Source organism: Rhizobium sp. IY2, assembly GCF_047532935.1.
Classification (GTDB): domain Bacteria; phylum Pseudomonadota; class Alphaproteobacteria; order Rhizobiales; family Rhizobiaceae; genus Rhizobium; species Rhizobium anhuiense.
This window is the reverse complement of record NZ_JBLKNU010000001.1, coordinates 1,732,786-1,753,884: the sequence shown is the minus strand read 5'-3', so window position 1 is coordinate 1,753,884 and position 21,099 is coordinate 1,732,786. Positions and strand designations below refer to the sequence as shown.

The 21,099-nt window shown below is 60.8% G+C and carries 23 protein-coding genes; 14 read left to right on the top strand and 9 right to left on the bottom strand.

Annotated elements, in window-relative coordinates; all coding sequences use genetic code 11:
- Positions 1-85 precede the first annotated feature (85 nt).
- The 5 genes from ACMUVN_RS08690 to ACMUVN_RS08670 are packed head-to-tail and all read left to right on the top strand — an operon-like array spanning position 86 to position 7,693.
- Positions 86-1,201: an ABC transporter ATP-binding protein gene (locus ACMUVN_RS08690; protein WP_028757118.1), complete on the top strand. Its 1,116-nt coding sequence runs from the start codon at positions 86-88 to the stop codon at positions 1,199-1,201.
- Between the two features lie 15 nt (positions 1,202-1,216).
- Positions 1,217-2,767 (top strand): GMC oxidoreductase, encoded by a 1,551-nt coding sequence (locus ACMUVN_RS08685; RefSeq protein ID WP_414815002.1) that lies wholly within the window; start codon positions 1,217-1,219, stop codon positions 2,765-2,767.
- Between the two features lies 1 nt (position 2,768).
- A complete protein-coding gene (locus tag ACMUVN_RS08680) occupies positions 2,769-4,424 on the top strand; it encodes a GMC family oxidoreductase (RefSeq protein WP_168332928.1) in 1,656 nt (551 codons plus the stop codon).
- A gap of 24 nt (positions 4,425-4,448) precedes the next feature.
- Entirely contained in the window at positions 4,449-5,627 is a 1,179-nt protein-coding gene (locus ACMUVN_RS08675) for a Gfo/Idh/MocA family protein (RefSeq protein ID WP_183905261.1), read from the top strand.
- Positions 5,624-7,693, top strand: a complete 2,070-nt coding sequence (locus ACMUVN_RS08670) for an FAD-binding protein (protein WP_414815001.1) — start codon at positions 5,624-5,626, stop codon at positions 7,691-7,693. Before ACMUVN_RS08675 ends, ACMUVN_RS08670 begins: the two co-directional genes overlap by 4 nt.
- 34 nt (positions 7,694-7,727) lie before the next feature.
- Here the strand turns inward: ACMUVN_RS08670 and ACMUVN_RS08665 are convergent, their stop codons facing one another.
- The 3 genes from ACMUVN_RS08665 to ACMUVN_RS08655 all read right to left on the bottom strand — a co-directional run bounded on the left by ACMUVN_RS08665 (position 7,728) and on the right by ACMUVN_RS08655 (position 9,417).
- Positions 7,728-7,910, bottom strand: coding sequence for a hypothetical protein (locus ACMUVN_RS08665; RefSeq protein WP_097545174.1), 183 nt, complete (start codon positions 7,908-7,910; stop codon positions 7,728-7,730).
- A gap of 122 nt (positions 7,911-8,032) precedes the next feature.
- Positions 8,033-8,827, bottom strand: a complete 795-nt coding sequence (gene xth, locus ACMUVN_RS08660) for an exodeoxyribonuclease III (protein ID WP_414815016.1) — start codon at positions 8,825-8,827, stop codon at positions 8,033-8,035.
- Between the two features lie 92 nt (positions 8,828-8,919).
- Complete coding sequence (locus tag ACMUVN_RS08655; RefSeq protein ID WP_097545176.1) at positions 8,920-9,417, bottom strand: hypothetical protein; 498 nt, start codon at positions 9,415-9,417, stop codon at positions 8,920-8,922.
- Between the two features lie 298 nt (positions 9,418-9,715).
- On the opposite strand from ACMUVN_RS08655, the gene ACMUVN_RS08650 reads away from it, so the two are divergent.
- Positions 9,716-10,237 (top strand): hypothetical protein, encoded by a 522-nt coding sequence (locus ACMUVN_RS08650; protein WP_414815000.1) that lies wholly within the window; start codon positions 9,716-9,718, stop codon positions 10,235-10,237.
- Positions 10,238-10,252: 15 nt separating this feature from the next.
- Here the strand turns inward: ACMUVN_RS08650 and ACMUVN_RS08645 are convergent, their stop codons facing one another.
- Both ACMUVN_RS08645 and ACMUVN_RS08640 read right to left on the bottom strand, forming a co-directional pair.
- Positions 10,253-10,876, bottom strand: a complete 624-nt coding sequence (locus ACMUVN_RS08645; RefSeq protein ID WP_047614536.1) for a response regulator — start codon at positions 10,874-10,876, stop codon at positions 10,253-10,255.
- 2 nt (positions 10,877-10,878) lie between these two features.
- The gene (locus ACMUVN_RS08640) at positions 10,879-12,267 is read right to left on the bottom strand and encodes a sensor histidine kinase (RefSeq protein ID WP_097631453.1); all 1,389 of its coding nucleotides are present in this window, start codon (positions 12,265-12,267) and stop codon (positions 10,879-10,881) included.
- A 402-nt stretch (positions 12,268-12,669) separates the two neighbouring features.
- On the opposite strand from ACMUVN_RS08640, the gene ACMUVN_RS08635 reads away from it, so the two are divergent.
- Positions 12,670-13,512 (top strand): class I SAM-dependent methyltransferase, encoded by an 843-nt coding sequence (locus tag ACMUVN_RS08635; protein WP_414814999.1) that lies wholly within the window; start codon positions 12,670-12,672, stop codon positions 13,510-13,512.
- Between the two features lie 58 nt (positions 13,513-13,570).
- Here ACMUVN_RS08635 and ACMUVN_RS08630 read toward each other — a convergent pair whose 3' ends face one another.
- Positions 13,571-13,864 (bottom strand): hypothetical protein, encoded by a 294-nt coding sequence (locus ACMUVN_RS08630; protein ID WP_414814998.1) that lies wholly within the window; start codon positions 13,862-13,864, stop codon positions 13,571-13,573.
- A 197-nt stretch (positions 13,865-14,061) separates the two neighbouring features.
- On the opposite strand from ACMUVN_RS08630, the gene ACMUVN_RS08625 reads away from it, so the two are divergent.
- The 4 genes from ACMUVN_RS08625 (at position 14,062) to ACMUVN_RS08610 (ending at position 15,787) form a co-directional block, all read left to right on the top strand.
- Positions 14,062-14,460, top strand: coding sequence for a DUF1236 domain-containing protein (locus ACMUVN_RS08625; protein WP_063475392.1), 399 nt, complete (start codon positions 14,062-14,064; stop codon positions 14,458-14,460).
- A 149-nt stretch (positions 14,461-14,609) separates the two neighbouring features.
- Positions 14,610-14,777, top strand: coding sequence for a hypothetical protein (locus ACMUVN_RS08620; RefSeq protein ID WP_183903534.1), 168 nt, complete (start codon positions 14,610-14,612; stop codon positions 14,775-14,777).
- Entirely contained in the window at positions 14,774-15,355 is a 582-nt protein-coding gene (locus tag ACMUVN_RS08615; protein ID WP_414814997.1) for a BA14K family protein, read from the top strand. Before ACMUVN_RS08620 ends, ACMUVN_RS08615 begins: the two co-directional genes overlap by 4 nt.
- A gap of 117 nt (positions 15,356-15,472) precedes the next feature.
- Positions 15,473-15,787 carry a hypothetical protein gene (locus ACMUVN_RS08610; RefSeq protein ID WP_047614547.1) on the top strand — a complete coding sequence of 105 codons (315 nt, stop codon included), beginning with the start codon at positions 15,473-15,475 and terminating at the stop codon, positions 15,785-15,787.
- 26 nt (positions 15,788-15,813) lie between these two features.
- On the opposite strand, the gene ACMUVN_RS08605 is transcribed toward ACMUVN_RS08610, so the two are convergent.
- A complete protein-coding gene (locus ACMUVN_RS08605; RefSeq protein ID WP_414814996.1) occupies positions 15,814-16,707 on the bottom strand; it encodes a LysR family transcriptional regulator in 894 nt (297 codons plus the stop codon).
- 150 nt (positions 16,708-16,857) lie between these two features.
- On the opposite strand from ACMUVN_RS08605, the gene ACMUVN_RS08600 reads away from it, so the two are divergent.
- Positions 16,858-17,871: a L,D-transpeptidase family protein gene (locus ACMUVN_RS08600; protein WP_097623493.1), complete on the top strand. Its 1,014-nt coding sequence runs from the start codon at positions 16,858-16,860 to the stop codon at positions 17,869-17,871.
- 31 nt (positions 17,872-17,902) lie between these two features.
- Here the strand turns inward: ACMUVN_RS08600 and ACMUVN_RS08595 are convergent, their stop codons facing one another.
- Positions 17,903-18,694, bottom strand: coding sequence for a phenylalanine 4-monooxygenase (locus ACMUVN_RS08595; RefSeq protein ID WP_183903523.1), 792 nt, complete (start codon positions 18,692-18,694; stop codon positions 17,903-17,905).
- A gap of 123 nt (positions 18,695-18,817) precedes the next feature.
- Between ACMUVN_RS08595 and ACMUVN_RS08590 the strand changes: the two genes are divergently transcribed.
- A complete protein-coding gene (locus ACMUVN_RS08590; RefSeq protein ID WP_414814995.1) occupies positions 18,818-19,279 on the top strand; it encodes an Lrp/AsnC family transcriptional regulator in 462 nt (153 codons plus the stop codon).
- Positions 19,280-19,316: 37 nt separating this feature from the next.
- Here the strand turns inward: ACMUVN_RS08590 and ACMUVN_RS08585 are convergent, their stop codons facing one another.
- Entirely contained in the window at positions 19,317-19,796 is a 480-nt protein-coding gene (locus tag ACMUVN_RS08585) for an Lrp/AsnC family transcriptional regulator (RefSeq protein ID WP_029867958.1), read from the bottom strand.
- Between the two features lie 129 nt (positions 19,797-19,925).
- Here ACMUVN_RS08585 and hppD point away from each other — a divergent pair, with 129 nt between their 5' ends.
- Positions 19,926-21,035 (top strand): 4-hydroxyphenylpyruvate dioxygenase, encoded by a 1,110-nt coding sequence (gene hppD / locus ACMUVN_RS08580; protein ID WP_414814994.1) that lies wholly within the window; start codon positions 19,926-19,928, stop codon positions 21,033-21,035.
- Positions 21,036-21,099 lie beyond the last annotated feature (64 nt).

Below are 21,099 nucleotides of genomic sequence, written 5' to 3'. Positions count from 1 at the left end.
CGCCGTGCCGACGCTCATCGTCTATATCCTCGCCGGCCGCTACTTCGTGCGCGGTCTGATGGCGGGCGCTGTCAAAGGGTAATCCATGGCCTTCCTCGAAATCTCCGGTCTTAAAAAGCGCTTCGGCGCCGTCGACATTCTCAAGGGCATCGACCTCGAACTCGACAAGGGCGGCTTTCTCGTGCTGGTCGGCCCGTCCGGCTGCGGCAAGTCCACCCTGCTCAACACCATTGCCGGGCTGGAGACGATCACCTCGGGCGATATCAGGATCGACGGGCGCGACATCAGCGGCCTGCATCCCTCCAAGCGCGACATCGCCATGGTGTTCCAGTCCTATGCGCTCTATCCGAACATGACGGTGGCGGGCAACATCGCCTTCGGCATGGAGATCCGCGGCGTGCCGAAGGACGAGCGTGCCAAGGCGATCAAGCAGGTCTCCGACATGCTGCAGATCGGCCATCTGCTCGACCGCAAGCCGAGCCAGCTGTCGGGCGGCCAGCGCCAGCGCGTCGCCATGGGGAGAGCCTTGGTCCGCAATCCGCAGGTCTTCCTGTTCGATGAACCGCTCTCCAATCTCGATGCCAAGCTGCGCGTCGACATGCGCACCGAGATCAAGCGGCTGCATCAGCGCATGGGCACCACCTTCGTCTATGTCACCCATGACCAGATCGAGGCGATGACGCTGGCGACCAAGATCGCCGTGCTGAAGGACGGCGTGCTGCAGCAGTTCGGCACGCCGGCCGAGATCTATAACAGCCCCTCCAACATCTTCGTCGCCGACTTCATGGGATCGCCGGCGATGAACCTCTTGACCGCCACCGTCGAAAACGGCGCCGGTGGGCTCGAAGTCTCGCTGGAGCGGCCGAATGCCGCCCCGCTCAAGCTGCCCGTCATGGCTGGCAACAATGGCCTGACCACCTATACCGGCAGACAGGTGATCTTCGGCATCCGGCCCGAGGCGCTGACCGATCCCGACGGCGCCGACCGCAAGGCGCGCATGCTGAGCGAGGGCGACTGCCTGATCGAGGTGGTCGAACCGGCCGGCTCCGACACTTTCGCCGTCACCAAGCTCGGCGGCAAATCCGTCGTCGCCCGCCTGCGCGCCGATGCCGGTATCGCGCCGGGCCAGACAACCCGACTGGCCTTCAATCTCGATAAGGCCGTCTTCTTCGATCCAGAAAGCCAGGCGAGGATCGGGTGATGGCCAGGTGCTGATATGAGCGGTTCACCAGATATCGTCATCATCGGTTCAGGCGTCGGCGGCTCCACGGTCGCCGCCGGCCTGGCGGTGACCGGCGCCCGGATATTGATCCTCGAGGCCGGCGATCACATCGCCGATCTTCCGGTCAATCGCGACCAGCGCGCCATCTTCCAGCGCGGGCATTTTCGGCCGAAGGAAACCTGGTACGAGGCGAACGGCAAGGGATTCAACCCCGGCAACTACTACAATGTCGGCGGGAATTCGAAGTTTTACGGCGCGGTCTTGTCGCGCTATCGCGAGCAGGATTTCGACGTCATCGAGCACCGGGAAGGTGTGTCGCCGGCCTGGCCGTTTCCCTATGAAACCCTGGAGCCGTGGTATTGCCGGGCGGAACTGATGTATCAGGTTCGCGGCAGTCTGGGCGAGGATCCCACCGAACCATATCATTCGGCTGCCTACGACTATCCGCCGGTCCCTGACGAGGCGCCGATCGCCGATGTCAGGGCGCGTCTCAAGAAGAAAGGCCTGCATCCGTTTTCCCTGCCGCTCGGCCTGGATCTCGATGCCTGGCTCTCCAAGGCACGCACGCCTTGGGATGCGCATCCCAATTCACGGGACGGCAAGATGGACGCCGAGACTGCAGCCCTTGCGGTGGCGCTGAAGCACGAGAACGTCCGGCTCGAAACCAATGCGCGCGTGACGAGGCTCGACATGGGCGCGGGGAACCGGATCGACCGGGTGACCTATGTCAAGAACGGTGAGACGCTGACCGTTTCGGCGAAGATCGTCATCCTCGCCGCCGGGGCGGTCCAGTCCTCCGTGCTTTTGCTGCGCTCGAAAAACGACCGCTTCGCAAGCGGCCTGGCGAATTCTTCCGACCAGGTGGGCCGCAACTTCATGAACCACAATGCGTCGGCCGTTATCGGCCTCTCGCCAAAATTCAGGAACACGGCTGTCTACCAGAAGACGTTTGCCTTTAACGACTTCTATCTCTCGGACGGTGAGGGAGGGCCACCGCTCGGCAATGTGCAGCTCCTGGGCCGCATTTCCGAGAAAGTCCTCAAGGGCTCTCTGCCGCAGGCTCCGGAATGGCTTCTGCGCTTCATCACAACCCATGCCATCGACTTCTATGCCATGAGCGAGGACGTGCCCAATCCCGAAAGCCGGGTCATGGTCGATGGAGACCGGATCATTCTTCAATGGCAGCGAAGCAACTGGGACGCCCATCTTGCCCTTGTCGCCAAGCTGAAGGTCATCCTGAAATCGATCGGATTTCCGGTCGTGCTGTCGCGGCCCTTCGACAAACGCACGCCCTCCCATCAATGCGGAACGATCCGCATCGGCAACGATCCCGCGACAGCGGCGTTGGATCCGTACTGCCGTTCCTACGATCACCAGAACCTCTTCGTCGTCGACGCCGGTTTCCTCCCCACCTCGGCGGCGGTCAATCCTGCGCTCACCGTCGCCGCCCAGGCGCTGAGAGTGGCGGATCACATTGCGGCGAAGGACTTTGCGGGCATGACAGAGGCGCTGGCGGTCGCCAGGCCGGATGCAACAGGACAGTAAAATGGGATTCGATTACATCATCACCGGCGCCGGTCCGGCAGGATGCGTGCTGGCAAGCCGGCTGAGCGAAGATCCTGATGTCAGTGTCCTCCTGCTCGAAGCGGGTGGAGGCGACTGGAATCCGCTGTTTCACATGCCGGCCGGCTTCGCCAAGATGACCAAAGGCGTCGCCAGCTGGGGATGGGAAACCGTTCCCCAGAAGCACATGAAAGGCAGGGTGCTGCGTTATACGCAGGCGAAAGTCATCGGTGGCGGCTCGTCGATCAACGCACAGCTCTATACCCGCGGCAACGCTGCGGATTATGACCTCTGGGCGCGGGAGGACGGCTGCGAGGGCTGGGATTACCGCTCGATCCTTCCCTATTTCAAACGCGCGGAGGACAACCAGCGCTTCGCCGACGACTACCACGCCTATGGCGGTCCGCTGGGGGTCTCGATGCCGGCTGCGCCGCTGCCGATCTGCGACGCCTATGTCCGTGCGGGGCAGGAACTCGGCATTCCCTACAACCACGATTTCAACGGCCGCCAGCAGGCGGGCGTGGGATTTTACCAACTGACGCAGCGCAATCGCCGCCGGTCGTCGGCTTCGCTCGCCTATCTCTCGCCGATCAAGGACCGCAAGAACCTGACGGTCCGGACCGGCGCTCGCGTCGCGCGCATCATCGTCGAGGGAGGCCGTGCGACAGGCGTCGAGATCGTGACCGCGCGCGGCCAGGAGATCATCCGCGCCGAACGCGAGGTGCTGATTTCTTCCGGCGCTATCGGATCGCCGAAGCTGCTTCTGCAGTCCGGCATCGGACCGGCCGACCATCTGCGCTCGGTTGGCGTCAAGGTGCTTCACGATCTGCCGGGTGTCGGCGGCAACCTCCAGGATCACCTGGATCTTTTCGTCATATCCGAATGCACCGGCGATCACACCTATGACGGCGTCGCAAAGATCCACCGCACGCTTTGGGCAGGGCTTCAGTATGTCCTGTTCCGCACCGGTCCGGTCGCCTCGTCGCTCTTCGAGACCGGCGGTTTCTGGTACGCCGATCCGCAAGCGCGTTCCCCTGATATCCAGTTCCACCTCGGTCTGGGATCGGGCATCGAAGCGGGCGTCGAGCGGCTCAAGAATGCAGGTGTGACGCTCAACTCTGCCTATCTGCATCCGCGCTCGCGCGGGACGGTCCGTCTGTCATCCGCCGACCCGGCTGCCGCGCCCTTGATCGACCCCAATTACTGGTCGGATCCTCACGACAGGAAGATGTCTTTGGAGGGGCTCAAGCTCGCGCGCGAGATCATGCAGCAGGCGGCGCTGAAGCCCTATGTCATGGCCGAAAGGCTTCCGGGACCGAATGTCATGACCGACGAAGAGCTCTTCGATTATGGCTGCGCCAACGCAAAGACCGATCATCATCCGGTCGGTACCTGCAAGATGGGGACGGGGCCTGACGCGGTTGTCGGGCTCGATCTCAAGGTCCATGGCCTCGAAGGCCTGAGGGTATGCGATTCATCCGTCATGCCGCGCGTGCCGTCGTGCAACACCAACGCCCCGACGATCATGGTCGGTGAAAAAGGGTCGGACCTCATTCGGGGCTTGCCGGCACTTGCCCCCACCATTTTCGCCTACGAACGCAACGATGCGCGGCCTCGGGCTCGCGCCGAAATCCGGTGAGCCGCGTCGAGAGGAGAGACGACAATGTCTGAAGTCAAAGTGGCCGTGCTTGGCGCCTCGGGCTGGATGGGGAAGGTCCACACGATGGCCTACCAGACCTTTCCGCATTTCTTCGGAGTGTCGGACGGAACGGCGCGGGTCGTCGCTCTCGTCGAAGGCCCCTCGACGGCAGCCGAGGATATTGACCACCGAGCGCCGGGCGCAAAAATTCTTCGGGATTGGAAACTGGCGGTCGCTGATCCCGATGTCGATCTGATCGATATCTGCCTGCCTGACCATCTTCACTACGAGGTGGCCAAGGCGGCTTTGCTGGCCGGCAAACATGTCTACTGCGAGAAGCCATTGGCAAACACCGCCGCTGAAGCGCGGGAGCTGGCCGACATCGCCAGGGAAAAGGGTGTCATCACCCGCGTCGGGCACGCCTTTCCCCGAAACCCGGTCCATGATCTGGCGAAAGACATCATTCAATCCGGCGAAATCGGCGAGATCAAGCTGTTCCGCGGCTGCCAGCACGTCGACATCTATGGTGATCCCTATGCACCGTTCATGTGGCGGGCCGATGGAAAGCTGGCACCGACCGGGATCGTCGGCGACACCGGCTCGCACATCTTCAGTTTCATGGATTTCCTGGTCGGTCGCGTCAGTTGCTTGATCGCCGACAATCTGATCGTGACGCCGCGCCGGCCCGTCGTCGAGGGCCTAACCTATGGCGAGCAGGTGAAACTGACCGGCAACGAGTCCTGGGCTGAGATTACCAACCCCGATGCAACAAACCTGCTGTGCCGGTTCGAGAACGGCGCCGGCGGGATCGTCGATTTCAGCCGTGTGGCGACCGGCCGCAAGTTCATGCAGACCTATGAAATCTACGGAACGAAAGGCAGCATCGCCTTTAACTATGACGAGATAAACCGGCTGCGCTTCTACTCCAACGACGACCGGACGGGGCGGCGCGGCTTCCGGGAGATCGACGTGGGACCTGAAAATTCGACCTTCCGGGCTTTTCTCCCGCTGCCGAATTTCGGATTAGGCTATAATGAAAGCAAGATCATCGAAGTGGCCGAGGTGATCCGCTCGATCGTTGCCAACAGGCCGATGTGGCCGACATTCGAGACCGGTCACCACATCTGCCAGATCGTCGACGCATGCATGGAGTCTTCCCGGCAGAGGCGCTGGGTCGACATCCCGCTGGCTGAACGCCAATGACCATGGACGTTCCGCAGGAAATTCTCGACGCGCTGACCGATGTCGACATGCCGCGGCTGCCACCCGAGGCCGCTCCTTCGGAAACGGTCCGGCTCGCCGGCGTCGAGGTGCCGGTCTATCGGGCCGGCTGCATCGTCGTCGGATCCGGCGCGGCAGGTCTGCGGGCGGCGGTGGAATTGAAGCGGCGCGGCGATGACGTCGTTATCGTCAGCCAAAGCGCGTGGGGTGGAACCTCGGCCTGTTCGGGATCGGACAAGCAGACCCTGCACACTGCGAATACGGCGGATCAGGGCGACAATTACAAGGCGATGGCCCGATCCATCCGCAGCGGCGGCGCGATGGACGAGGACACGGCCTACGTCGAGGCGGTGGGCTCGTCGCGGATGATGGCGTCGCTCCAGTTCTTGGGCCTGCCGCTGCCCCAGGATCCGCTTGGGGGAACGCTGAGATATCAGACCGATCATGATGAGGTCGGGCGCGCCACCAGCTGCGGCCCGCGCACCTCGCGCCTGATGGTCAAGGTGCTGGCCGAGGAGGCGATCCGACTGGGCGTGCCGTTTTACAACCAGACCACGGCGGTCAAGATCCTCACTGGGGGCGAGGGGGCTGACCGTCATGTCGTCGGCATGCTTGTCATGCGCGCCAGCGACCGTACAGAGCAGAATCCGCTGGGTATCGCGCTGTTCGTCAGCAGCGTGATCGTGCTCGCCGCCGGCGGGCCGGGCGAACTCTATCGCGACAGCGTTTATCCCAATGGCTGCTTCGGCTCTCTTGGATTGGCGCTGGAAGCCGGCGTCGAACTCGTCAACCTGACCGAAAGCCAGTTCGGCATCGGAACGCGCAGGGAAGGCTTCCCATGGAACCTGTCGGGCACCTATGTCCAGGCGATCCCGCATATCTACTCGCTCGATCGCGAAGGCGTCGAGCACCACTTCCTGGCAGAATACTACCGCAGCACGCGGGAGCTGGCGTCGAACGTCTTCCGCAAGGGCTATCAGTGGCCCTTTCATGCGACGCGCATGCTCGATTTCGGCTCGAGCCTGGTCGATCTCGCCATCTCCGGCGAAACCGCCGCCGGCCGGCGCGTCTTTATGGACTTCAACCGTAATCCGCTATCCGTACCCGGCGATCTGCCGTTCAGCCTGGAAAGACTGGATGAAGACGTTAGCGCCTATCTCGGCAAGGCCGGCGCCGACCAGGACATGCCGATCGATCGATTGAAGCATATGAACCCGCTCGCGATCGAACTCTACCGCCGCTACAAGATCGATATTGCCGAAGAGCCGCTCGAATTTGCGGTCAACAACCAGCATATGAACGGCGGCATCATGGTCGACACCTGGGGCCGCAGCAATCTCGGCGGCTGTTACGCGGTCGGGGAGGCCGCGGGCACCCATGGGGTGACGCGGCCGGGTGGGGCAGCGCTCAATGCCGGGCAGGTCTTCGGCACCCGCGCGGCCGAGCACATCAGCGCGAGCGGCAGGGCGAAGCGGGCAGCTTCAGGGGATATAACCGGTACGGCAGAGACAGGCATCTCCGATCTCCTTGCCGCCCTTCGCACCGAGAGCCCGCTCACCGTCAAATCGATCCGCTCGGAGGTGCAGGCGCGAATGAGCGAGAAGGCTGGCATCCTCTGCGATCAGCAGAATGTGGCCCGAGCCTTGATCGAAGCGCGCAAACTGAATGTGGACATCCGCGCCAACGGCGTCGCCTATGGTCGCGCAGCGGAGGCGGTCCGAGGCGTGCAATGGCGGCATATGGCGCTCGCCTCGGAAGCCGTGCTCAGCGCTCTTGATTTCTTCATTCGCGGTGGCGGCGGCAGCCGTGGGGCGCGAGCGATATGCGATATAGCGGGCGAATCCACGCCGCTCGCGCGCTCAGGTCCATTGCCGGATTATCGCTTCCGGAAAGAACGCGAATCGCATCGCAAGGAGCAGATCGTCGTTCGTCTCGATGGTGATGAGATAAGGCTTTCAACGCGGGCGAACCGTAGTTTCGATGAAAGCGCCAAGTCCTTCTTCGAGCGGGACTGGCCATCCTGGTTGACGGGCCGCATCTACGACTGAGGTCGGACGAATGAGGGGACGCCAGATCGGCTGATCAATCAGGATTCGCAACCGCGGGCGGAACACGAACTCGCTCGGTGTCGTCAGAGCCTTCGGCAATGGCTTCCTCGCTTCTGCGCATTCGCCTTGGCGGATTCTTGCCTTCGATAGGCTTCGGCGACATTTGGTCGTCGGCCTGGATCTCATCGGTGTTGAGGTAGTTCTTGCTTTCGTCCATAGCGGTCACCTCAGGTTGGGGAATTGCGATGCAGGAAAACGATTCTCCGCATCGGCGCTTTGCACGCTAACGCTCGGCGACATGACGGGTTCCCTCGCTGGTCGGCCGGCGGTGGCCCAGGCTCATAGGTCGGCTCCAGCTTCGGAAATGTCGAGCTCGATTATGACGGGCGCGTGGTCGCTCGTATGTTCCCAGCCGCGCGGTTTTCTCCTGACCGTCGCCGATCGAAGCCATGGCGCGACGGCCGGACTGAGCAGGAAGTGATCGATCCGAAGCCCCGCGTCACGTTCGAAGCTGTTTCGCCAATATTTCCAGAAGGTGTAGATGCGCTCGCCCGGATGCAGATGCCTGATGGCGTCGGTCCAGCCCTGGCCGACGAGTTGCGAATAGGCCTTGCGCACTTCCGGTCTGAAGAGGGCATCGTCCAGCCAGCGTTCCGGCTTATAGACGTCGATCTCCGTCGGCATGACGTTGAAGTCGCCGGCCAGGATCGAAGGCACCTCGAGCTCGAGGAGTTCGGCGGCGTATTCGTGCAGGCGACGGAACCACCGGAGTTTGTACTCGAACTTGACGCCCGGGAACGGATTTCCGTTCGGAAGATACAGGCACCCGATCACGATGCCGTCGACGACAGCTTCGATATAGCGGCTGTGGCTATCATCGGGATCGCCGGGAAGTCCGCGCCGCGTCAGGATCGGTGTCTTGCCCTTGGCCAGGATGGCTACCCCGTTCCAGGATCGCTGTCCGTGCCAGACGGCGCCGTAGCCGGCCCTTTCGATCTCCCTTCGCGGAAACCCCGCGTCGTCTGTCTTCAGTTCCTGGAGGCACACCACATCAGGCGCGTCCTCCTTGAGCCAGCGCAGCAGGATGTCCAGCCGTCCATTGATCCCATTGACGTTGTAGGTTGCGATTTTCATCATACTCCCGGAAGCCGAGCCCCCGCCGGACATGCTCTAGAAACGCTCTTGAATTTCCTCCTCGGAATGTCTTGCCGGCCATGGCTGGCGCCTCAACGCGTCGCACCGAAGACGAAGGCGATGCCGGCGACGATCGCAACTGCTGTCAGCGGCTGCCGGCGTATCCGATCCTCGAGGTCGTGGACGAAGCTGCTTGCTTCCGCCTTTGCCAGGCGGGCTGTCCCGGAAGCCAGCTCCGAAGCCGACTCCGCTATCCGACCGGCTTCTTTCTGAAGCGCGCGCATCTTCTCGTGATCGGCATCAAATCCTTCGGAGGAACGGGCGAATTCGCCGGTCGAGCGCAGAGCTTGATCCGCGAGCGGAAACGCCTCGTCGAGTTTGGTGGGATCGGGCTCTCGCTTCACGCGCTCGGCGGCCTCGACGTCGCTGCGCCCGGCAGGAATTGAGGTGTGGGTGGCTGACACCGGGTCGGAGGCCGGAAAAGTGTCCTCGATTGCGCTGTCGAGTTCGCCCTTTCGGGACTGCTTCCGCTGCTCTGCCTGTTCTTTTCGCATGGATTGGACTGCGGGGGATTCGTTCGGGTTTGCCATCGGGGTTTCCTCTGTTGCACTTCGACAAACAAAGCGACGACGAGCGGAGAAGTTCCATAGAAATGCTTCCGCGCCTCACAGAGCAACAGCGACGCGCGAAACGAGCAATGCCGGCGCGCGCAATCGCTCGGACTTTTCTGGACGACGAGGGTCACAATCAATCAGTCGGACCAAAGTCTTGCCAGTGCCTACTACCTAGGTCGGTTGCATTCTGCATTGGGAAAAGCGAGAAATCTCATGCGCCATATGGCATATATTGTATGGAAAACGGCGAAGAACCGCCGAACGAGGCTATTGCATGAATATCCGGAAACGCGATTTTCTGAGATTGGGCGGCAGCGCGGCCATCGCCCTGGTCGCTGCCGCATCGCCAGCCACTTTGAATCTCGACGGTTTCCTTCCTGGTCTGGAGGTGGAACGCGCACAGGCAAAAGACGGCAACAACGGCAATGGCGGCGGTAACGGCAATGGGGGAGGGAACGGCAACAGCGGCAATGGCAACGGGGGAGGGAATGGGAATAGTGGCGGCAGCGGCAATGGCTCGGGAAATGGCAATAGCGGTGGCAACTCCGGTAGCGGTTCTGGATCCTCTTCCTCTTCCAGTTCCTCTTCAAATACCTCTTCTACAGGGGCGTCGGGAGGATCGGGAACGAAAGCGACCGAAGCGTCCGATGGCTCGATCAATGTCCGTCACGCGAATGGCATCACGGAAAGCCTGCGCAGTGGCCGCTACATCATGAAGGACTCGAAAGGGCGGACGATCGTAAGCCGGCAGGCGACGGCCAACGATGCCCTCCGATTGAGCCGTTTCTTTCGCTAAAAGCTGAATCTTGTTTTAATGCAGTTCGCGCCATTGCAGAGCCGCTTCCGTCCTGTTCGAGGCGCCGAGCTTGCTCAGAATCTGGGTCATATGGTGTTTCACGGTCTTTTCCTGCAGGCCGAGACGCAAGCCGATATGCTTGTTTGACAAGCCTTGAGCGACAAGATCCATCACCTCGCGTTCCCGTGGCGTCAGACTGCTTTTATCCGACGTTCCGCCATTCAGTGAATTCTCCATGACCTTTGCCGACATGGTTGGCGAGATATATCGCGTTCCACCGAGGACGGTTTGGATTGCTTCGGCGAGACCGCGGGAGCCGACACCCTTCAGAACATAACCCATCGCGCCCCGTTGCAGAGCGTCAAGCAAGGTGTCCACCTCCTCGGATACCGTCAACATCAGCACTTTCGTCGTCGGGCTCCGCTCCAGGACGTTGCTGATCGCAGACAGCCCGCCGCCGGGCATCGAGACATCGAGGAGCATAATGTCGGGGCGGTTGTCCGAAGCGATCATCGCCGCGTCATCGCTGCTGGCGCCTTCGCCAATGACGACAAAGCTGCTGATCTCCGACAGGCTGCGCGTGACGCCCTCGCGAAAAAGCGGGTGGTCGTCCACGACGCCGATGGTGATTGATGTCATCTCTAATCTCCCACTTCCATAGGCTCGAAGGTCATGGTCACGGTCGTCCCACCTTCCCCTGTCTTGATGTCGAAGGATCCTCCGAGGCTGTCGATGCGTTCCCGAAGTCCGACAAGACCGAGGCTCGCTGGCCTCACCTCGGTCGGATCGAAGCCATTGCCGCGATCGCTGACCTCGACACGGACATGGCCTTTGTGCGAGACGGCGCTGACAGCCTGCTGAACGCCGCCGCCGTGGCGATAGGCGTTGTTCAAGGCTTCCTGGACGAAGCGATAGATACAGATCTTCACGGCAGGAGCAAGTTCAGGTCCATCCTCGTCGATGACGGTTTCGACATTGGTTTCTGTCTTATGCTGATGCGCTTCGACGACCCGCATGACGATCTCGGTGATCGAGGACTTCTCGATCTGCGGCAGCACCAGCCCGCTACAGATATTGCGGATCTCCGTCATCGCCTCGGCGAGGCTCGAGCGTATCCAGGAAAGCTCTTTCTCGCGTGCTTCGGGCTCTGTGGAAGCGTTGATCAACAAATCGCTGTCCAGCCGCAATGAGGCATAGGCGATGTGCTGGGCCGGACCGTCGTGCAGATCGGCGCCGATGCTGCGCAGATATGTTTCGTTGAGCGCCGCCGCCCGCTGGGAGGCGCGCTGCAGCCGCCGCTGAAGCCCGCGATTTTCCGAAAGCAGCGCAGACAGTTCATTGACCCGTTCCTTGAGATCCTTGCGTTGCGCCTCGATCGTGCGACTGCCCCGAAATACCAGAGCGGAGAGAATAAGGAAAAAGATTGCCGTGAGAGCGGCGACGGCGCCCCAGCTCCGGAGCCTGGCATGCGCCAGACTGTCGCTCAGTCCTTCTGCAGTCTCGTAGAACTCAAGGACGGCGACCGCCTGTCCGGACCAAGGCTGGAGGACAGGATTGTAGATTTCCATGAGCGGCTTGCCGAGTGCGCGCTCCTCGCTGCTTTCCGGATCGCTGGCGATCTCGTAGCGCGCAACCAGAGACCCTGCGAATGCGCTGCGGAGTTTGTCGTTGACCGGGAATTTCTTTCCCACCAGTTCCTTCTCGTTCGAATAAAGGATGGTGCCGTCGCCTCGCCACAGCTTGAACGAAACAAGACGCCTGCCGAGCGCACCCTGGCCGAGCGTCTCGTCGAGAGCCTGGGCACTGCCTTCGTCCAGCAGCGATTCCTTTTGCATGTCGGGAAGCAGCGGCGCGACGACGCTGTCCACATATAGTGCCGTTGCAGCACCGGAATTGTGGATGACTGCCTCCTCTATGAGGTGGGTGACGAGAATGCCCACCAAGAACATGGTGGCGATCGATATGAGCCCACCCGCGACGAAGAACTGGGAGGCGAGGGTGCGGGCATTCCAGCGGCGAAGCCAATTCATTTTGATACCGGCGAGAGACTTGCAGAATAACCTACCGCTTCTTTAGAGTTTTTCCAAACGGTGTCAGGGTGCATTCCTCGTATCGAAGATCTCGGCGCCCGCTATGCTCTGGGTCAACCGGAGGCTATCGCCCGACATGGCTGCGCCGAAAACGTAGAGAAGGGCGGCCAGAACGATAACAAGAGCGAAAACGGACGCGCTGCAGGCGCCATTGATTCGGGATCTATTAGTCTGGGACATGTTCGGATCTCCTTCGGTATCGTTCGAAACGGAGCGGAACCGGTGCCCGTTCCACATTGGGGACTTCGGTCGGAGAAGGGTGGGACCAAGGTCTGATCCCGTGGACATTCGCAGATTCAGGCATATTTCAGGCTCGATGGGCTCGGGTCTGGAGGTTTGCGAGTGACAGCTTCTGTCGATATCGAAGGCGGCGCCGGCGCCGGATCTCTCGCACTTTTTCCGGAAAGCGTTGCCGACCTATACGAGACCTTTCTCGTGCCGATCCTCTTCGAACCCTATGCAGCGGAAATGGCAATCGTCGCCGAACGGTCGCAACCAGGCAGTGTTCTCGAGGTCGCTGCGGGGACGGGCGCTTTGACACGCGCACTACGGGCGAGGCTTGATCCGGCAACCGAGATCGTTGCTACCGACCTCAGCCAGGCGATGATTGACGTCGGCGCATCTTCGCTGACGCTGTCGCGGACCCACTGGATGCACGCCGATGCGCAAGATCTGCCATTTGCGCCCTCGATGTTCGATCTCGTCGTCTGCCAGTTCGGCGTGATGTTCTTTCCTGATAGGCCGAAGGCCTATGGCGAGGCTAAAAGAGTGTTGCGCAGCGGCGGTCATTTTCTGTTCTCGACGTGGGATTCACTCGAGGCCAACGATTTCGCAAGATGTGTGGATGAATGCCTGGGAAGGTTCTTCCCGTCAGATCCGCCGGATTTTTTCAGGCGCTTGCCATATTCCTACTTCGACCCCGATCTGTTCAAGGCGCAACTGACTGCGGCGGGGTTTGATGCGGTGTCCTGCGATCGGGTCGAATTGACATCCGTCGCAGCCACCGCGCGCGACGTGGCTGCGGCGTTCTGCCAAGGCACTCCGCTCAGGGGAGAAATCGAACAGCGGGCGCCGGAACGTATGTCGGAAATCGTCGATCAGGTAGCCGAGCGCGTGCAATCGCGCTACGGAGCCCGTCCTAGCGGCCGCATGAGCGCGCTCATCGCCGCCGGCCGCGCATCATAATGCTGCGTGGCGCAGGGTGTCGTCTCGATCAGGCGCTTCCTCAGGCGGTCCAAGAGATCTATCCGCCCGGATATGACGGCTCATCGGACTTTAGCGGGTTTGCGTAGGAGGGGTCCTCTATCGCGCGAATGACGTGCCGCTCGATCACCAAACAGGTCTCGTCGTACTCTTGCACCAGGTTCGGATTGAACCGTCGCTTTCGAACGGAGTCGCGGGCTTCGACTGCCATCTGATAGGCTTCGAAGAGCTCGAGCAGCCACGGGTCGCGCGCTTCCATGATCAGCTTCCGCATCTGCGGCAGGCGCATCGCCAGGCGCCTTCGTCCGGCTTCCCGACGGTTGGATCGCGCCATCTCCTTCGATCTCCTGCCTATGCCCGCGATTACGCTACTTCTCGATTCTGAAATAGCGTCGGCAACGGACGTTGGAATGGGTTTAGGACCAAAGGCCGGGATCGCTCAGACTGAGGTCCGGGGCGTGGAACGACCCCGCCTCCAGCCAGTTGGTTTGGCAGCGGTCATGAAGGCCGCTCCAACAGAAGGAGGAAACCATGCTCTCCAAACTTATCGTCGGCGCAGCAACTGCCGCGACCCTCATGTCGGGCGTCGCATTCGCCCAATCCTCGACCGTCAATGGTGCGGCCGGCGGTGCAATCACCGGAGCGATCGTCGGTGGTCCCGTTGGCGCTGCTGTCGGCGGCGTTGCCGGCGCAGTCGTCGGCACGGCGATCGATCCGCCGCCGGCAAAGGTCGTCACCTATGTCCGCGAGGCCCCGGCGCCCTCGGCACGCGTGGTCGTGAAGGAAAAGGTCGTTGTCGGTCAACCCCTGCCGGAGACGGTCGTCGTCACGCCCATTCCGGACGACCCCACCTATGCTTACGCGGTGGTCAACGATGAACGCGTCATCGTCGAACCGTCGTCCCGCAAGGTGATCCAGGTTATCAAGTGACCTGATCCTCTGCGCGGCCTCTGCCGCGCCTTCCTTCCGGAAATCAACTTTTAAGGACCCGAGAACCGCCGCACGACGGACGCCAGCGTCGTCGTGCGGCCAAAGCAACGAGCCGGCGGCCCTGCGCCGCCGGGCCTGAGGAGAGGAACATGATCTATTCCGAAGAGAAATCCGGTGGTCTGGCCGTGCCGCTGATCGCCATCATGCTGGCTATTGCCGGCATACTCGCCGTGCTTGTCGCTACCGGCGGCCGAGAGAGCGCAGTTGTCAGCCGCGTCTGGGTTCCCCAGGCGCAACAGCAAGGTTCGGGACAATGAACGCCATCGCATCCCTCGCCTTTGGCATTGTCAGCTCTGTCGGAGCCTGCATCGCTGCCGCATCTGTCGCGTCCCACGTCGTGGCGGAGTCCGAACCACACACCTTCAACGACCTCGCAGCACGCGATCTATGGACGACGACGCCAGTGAAAATCGACCCGCGGCAGCAGCGCTATGAGCGAATTCCGCCGCTCTATTCCAGCTATGTCACCGAGGCGCCGGCCATCATGATGTCAGCGGCAAGATCGGAGGCCGCTCGCCCGTCAACCGAACTTCCGCCGCCTCAGCCAAAACTTTCGGCCGAACACCTTGCCTGGTGTGGGGAACGCTACCGCTCCTTCAATCCCGAAACGAACACCTATCGATCCTATAGCGGCGAGACCCGCGAGTGCTCGCCGCCGTTCCAGCGGATCACCGCGGAATCCGATCAACGCGTCGGCATGAAAGCGAATGCACAGGCGGCAGCCCGGTGCGCTGCTCGCTACAAGTCATATCGACCGGAAGACAACACATATCAACCATGGGAAGGACCGAGACGCTCCTGCGACATGTCGGATCTCGTTGCGACGCGCAATTGATCGTAGGGGGTGGGCGCGATTTATGCCAAGCTGGACTGACCGGGATGTCGGACCAAAGTCCGTGTTACAAACGCTGCGGTTGTGATAACCGGTTGTATTAGAGGTTGGAGATCGGGGATGGCAACGACGCTGATAACGGAAATCCAGCAGGCGCAGACAAGGCTCCCGTTCTTGAGCAGGGCGGATAGAGGAGCCCTCATCGTTCGCATCCTCCACGAACTGAAGGCGCATCGGCGGGAGGCGCTCGGAAACGTGCCGGCCGAGCGCTGCGTTTGGATCGACACCCTCATCGCCTCCGTGTCTTCGACGATCTCGGAAATCGTCAGCATGCAGGACGCCGAGTTCAATCGTGTCCTGAACGAGTTCGAAAAGCTAATGGCGACGCTCGATGACATTTCGCATACGAAGAAGCGGCCGAAGACAATTCATTGAGGAATACATTGGCAGGCACTTACCCATCAGCTTCGATGGCGTAGCGCATCCACCAGAGCGACGAAGGCTGGAGAGGACTGCCTTCTGCTGGGATAGTAGAGATGGTAGCCATCCCAGTGTGGTGAAAAGGATTGCAGCACGCGTCTCAGATGGCCCTTTGCGATATGGGCAAGAGCGACATCTTCCGGCACGTATGCCAGGCCAAGTCCGTGCAGAGCCGCTTCCACACTCTGATAGGAGTTGTTGAAGGCAAGCTGTCCCTCCACTCTGATCCTGATTTCTTTCCCATTGTCTTCGAACTCCCATGCCCAGAAGCCCCCGTAGGTCGGCAGGCGCTCGTTGATGCAGTTGTGGCGGACGAGGTCCTGCGGATGCTCCGGAATCCCCATGCTGTCGAAATAGGAGGGCGCGCCAACGACGGCAAAAGGGAAATCAGGCCCAATGCGCGTCGAGATCATGTCTTTCGCCACCTGCTCTCCCATCCGGACGCCCGCGTCGAAGCGCTCCGTCACGATGTCGGACAGTCCGTTCTCGCGTATCAGTTCGACTTTGATGTCAGGGTTGTCCGGCAGGAAGCGCTGAAGCTTCGGCCAGATGATGCAGTTGATAGCGTGATCGGATGCCGTGATGCGAATGTTCCCGGCGGGTCTTTCCCGGAGCGCCGTGAGAGCGTCGAGCTGAGCATCGATCTCGTCGAAATGTGGCCCCACGCCTTGAAATAATCGTTCTCCCGCTTCGGTGAGCGAAACGGCTCGGGTGGTCCGGGTCAGAAGGCGGATGCCCAGGCGCGCCTCGAGCTGGCGGACGATATGGCTGAGTGCCGACTGGGACACGCCCAGCTTCGCAGCGGCGCGCGTAAAGCTCTTCTCTTGGGCGACCGCCAGAAAAACCATCAGGTCATTGACGTTCTCGCGCGGCATTGATGGGCTCCTTCGGATCAAATGGCGGTTGTACCGAATTTGCAGGGGCCGGACATTGAAATCATCGTGAACATATGGCCGATACGTGCGCTGTCGGCGGAATTCTCCAACCCGTCTCGTCGCAATGGAACAAGTTGCAGCGCTGGCCATTTGTCGTCCATGAAAACAGCCCTGCCGATGTCGCTGCTCGCTCTCACCATCTCCGTTGGCGGTGCGAGCGCGCGGGAACTCCAACCCGAAGCCATCAATACCGCGTCGATTGCTTCCATTGAGGCAGGCAAGCCCAAGCCCGCAGATCCAGACCCGGCGATCGCCCGCCTTCAGGTTCTGCTCGACCGGGCGGGTTCGTCTCCAGGCGAGATCGATGGCCTCTACGGGGAAAACGTCAGCAAGGCCGTGGCCGGCTTCGAGGCGATGAACAAGCTTCCTGTCGATGGCAGGCTGGATCCGGAAGTCATCTCCCACCTGGAAGGCAATGGCCCGATCGTCGCCCCGATCGTTGAAAGCTACGTCGTTTCGGCGGAGGATGCTGCCGGCCTCGTCGACAAGATCCCCGAGGACTATGGCGAGAAGGCGAAGATGCAGAGCTTGGGATATGTGAACGTTGCCGAGAAGCTGTCCGAGCGCTTCCACATGGGTATCGATCTTCTCAATGCCCTCAACCCGGGTTCGCAGTTCGCTCCCGGCGATACGGTGTGGGTCGTGAACTCAGGTCCGCCGAGGGAAGGAAAGGTCAAGAGGATCGAAGCCGACAAGAAGACGGGGCAGGTGCTCGCCTATGCCGAGGACGGATCACTGCTTGCCGTCTATCCCGCGACGATCGGCAGCGAAGACAATCCGGCGCCGTCGGGCAAGCATAAGGTCAAGGGCGTGGCGAAGATGCCGGTCTACCGATATGACCCGAAGCGCAACTTCAAGCAGGGAAAGAACGACAAGGTCCTGACCATCCCGAAAGGACCGAATGGCCCGGTTGGCACGGTGTGGATCGATCTGACCGAACCGACCTATGGAATCCATGGCACGCCGGAGCCGAAGCTCATCGACAAGGTTGGATCGCATGGCTGCGTGCGGCTGACGAACTGGGACGCCGAAGAACTGGCGGGCATGGTCAAGCCCGGCGTGCTGGTGGACTTCGTCAATCGAAGTGCAGCCACGCCGAAGTGAAGCCTGAGCCCGCCGTCTTATCGCCAGCGGTTCACGATGCTTTGGCTTCGAAAGCGGGGGCGAAATCCCCGAGCGATTTCGCCTTGAGGATCATTCCCTCGATATCCTGCTCCACGATCGCTTCGAGATCGGCGAAGCTGTCGATGACGTAATAGATCGGCTGGAGGATATCGATCCGGTAGGGCGTCCTCAGCACGCTCATGAGATCGAACGGCCGGAACTCGCACGCCTTGCCTTCCATTGCCGCTTTCGCTTCGCTTGGCGATGAGACGATGCCCGCGCCGAAGCAGCGCCGGCCCTGCGGCGTGTTGATCAGGCCGAATTCGACGGTGAACCAGAAGATGCGAAACAGATGCCAGGAATAACCCTTGCCGAGACCGACGGCGGTTTCGCCGAAATGCCGGACGAAATTGGCATAGCTCTGATTGGTGAGCATCGGGCAGTGGCCGAAAACCTCGTGGAACAGGTCCGGTTCCTCGATATAGTCGATATGTTCGCGACGGCGCAGGAAGGTTGCAAGCGGGAATTTGCCTTGCGACAGAAGCTCATAAAAGCGTGAGGGCGGAATGAGGGCCGGCACGCCTTCGACGCCGAAGCCGGTGGTCTCGTTCAGGCGTCTGTTCACATCGAGAAGCTGAGGCACCTTATCAGGCGTCAGTCCCAGCAATTTGACGCCGTCGAGATATTCGCGGCAGGCCGTATCGGCGAGCAGCTTCATCTGACGCCGGTAGAGCTCGCCCCATATTGCATCTTCATCGGGGGTATAGTCATAGAGGCCGTCCGGGCCGGGCGGTTTGGCGGTGTAGCTGCTTTCCTTGGTCATTCGCTGATCCTCCCAGGCACGGCGCTATTCCTGCCATTATGATCCGGGTTTGGAGGATTTTCTTTTCTTTCGTGCTGGCAGTCGCCATATTGTTGGCAAATCTTCCCGAAAGCGGCGCCAAAAATGAAAGAAACTGGGAATTTTCACCGCAAGCTTCTGCAACTCGTTCAGGCCGACGGCAGCCTTTCGCTGGCAGACCTGGCCGAAAAGGCCGGCATGTCGCAGAGTTCGGCTTGGCGGAAGATCCAGGAACTGGAAGCCGACGGCGTCATCCGCAAGCGGGTGACGCTGCTCGATCCCGGCAGACTCGATCTCAAGCTCTGCGTCATTGCGCATGTGACGCTGGAGGATCACCACGAAGAGGCGGTTGCCTCTTTCGCTTCCGTTGTGCTGGAGCGGCCGGAGATCATGGAGTGTTACGCCCTGTCAGGTGCCTTCGACTATATGCTGAAGATCCGGGCGAGGGACGTGGAAAGCTACGAAGCCTTCATGACCCGCTACCTCATGCGCAATCCCCATGTGCGCACCGTCGTCTCGAGCTTCGTGCTGCGCGAGCTGAAATTCTCGACCGAACTGCCGCTCTGATTGAGATGCGTCTGCACAGGGCGATGTTGTCGCCATGTCAATGACCCGGCATGTGCACCGGAAAGCCTTCGAATGTCTTCAGCGTGTCGAGCACGATCGACGTCTTCACATGCTGCACCGACTCGTGCGGCAACAGAACGTCGTTGACGAATTTGGAGAGGTCGGCGAGCCCGCGGGTCGCGACCTTCAGGTGATAGTCCATTTCACCGGTCAAAGCATAGGCTTCGAGAACTTCCGGCAATCCGTTGATCAGCTGCGAAAACCGGCGGGCATTGTCCCGGTTGTGGGTGGCAAGCGTCACCGAAATGACCACCAGCATATCCAGACCCAGCTTCTGCTGATCGAGGTAGGCGCGGTAGCTGCGGATATATCCCTCAGCCTCCAGTCTCGTGCGCCGGCGCGAGCATTGCGACGGTGAAAGCGCGATCCGCTCGCCGAGTTCGTTGTTCGTCAGCCGTCCGTCCTTTTGAAGTTCCTGGAGCAGGCGCAAATCCAATTTATCGAGCTGTTCATCCATTGCGCAAAATCTCCAAAATACTCACGAACCGTGCATAATATCTTCTTGGAGCATGAAGAATGCAAGAACTTTGCGTGCGTTTTGGGCCACACTTTGCACCAGTCAAGGTTCAATCCTCAGGAGGAGAAAATGGGCCCTTTTCCACATGATGCGCCGCCTTCGGAAATCACCGCCGACAACCCGGCCGGCACCGACGGCTTCGAATTCGTCGAATTCGCCCATCCCGAGCCCGAGAAGCTCAGCGAGCTCTTCACACGCATGGGCTATGTGGCGGTCGCCAGGCACAAGACCAAGGACATCACGGTCTGGCGCCAGGGTGATATCAACTATGTGCTGAACGCCGAACCCGGCAGCCATGCCGCCCGTTTCGTGGCAGCTCATGGTCCCTGCGCCCCGTCGATGGCATGGCGCGTCGTCGACGCCAGGCACGCTTTCGATCATGCGGTGTCGAAGGGCGCCGTTCCCTATGAAGGCGACGACAAGATGCTCGACGTCCCGGCGATCGTCGGCATTGGCGGCTCGCTTCTCTATTTCGTCGAGACCTATGGCGCAAAGGGATCGGTTTACGATGCCGAGTTCGATTGGCTTGGCGAGCGCAACCCGCGTCCCCAGGGGATCGGCTTCTATTATCTCGACCATCTCACCCACAACGTCTTCCGCGGCAACATGGACAAGTGGTGGGATTTTTACCGCAACCTGTTCAATTTCAAGCAGATCCACTTCTTCGATATCGATGGGCGGATCACCGGTCTGGTCAGCCGCGCCATCACCTCACCCTGCGGCAAGATCCGCATTCCGCTGAATGAATCGAAGGACGATACCAGCCAGATCGAGGAATATCTGAAGAAGTACCGGGGCGAGGGCATCCAGCACATCGCGGTTGGAACGGAGGACATTTACGACGCCACCGACAGGCTGGCCGACAACGGCCTGCGCTTCATGCCGGGTCCGCCGGAGACCTACTACGACATGTCCTATGAACGGGTGAACGGCCATAGCGAACCGATCGAGCGCATGAAGAAACACGGCATCCTCATCGACGGCGAAGGCGTGGTGAATGGCGGCATGACGAAAATCCTGCTGCAGATCTTCTCCAAGACCGTCATCGGCCCGATCTTCTTCGAATTCATCCAGCGTAAGGGTGACGAGGGCTTCGGCGAGGGCAACTTCCGTGCGCTGTTCGAGTCGATCGAGGCCGATCAGATCAAGCGTGGTGTCATCGGCACGGCAGCAGAGTAAACTCACTAGCGCCGCGGGTTTTTTCGGACGCGCGGCGCTGCGGTGTTTTCGGGGAGGAGTTGAG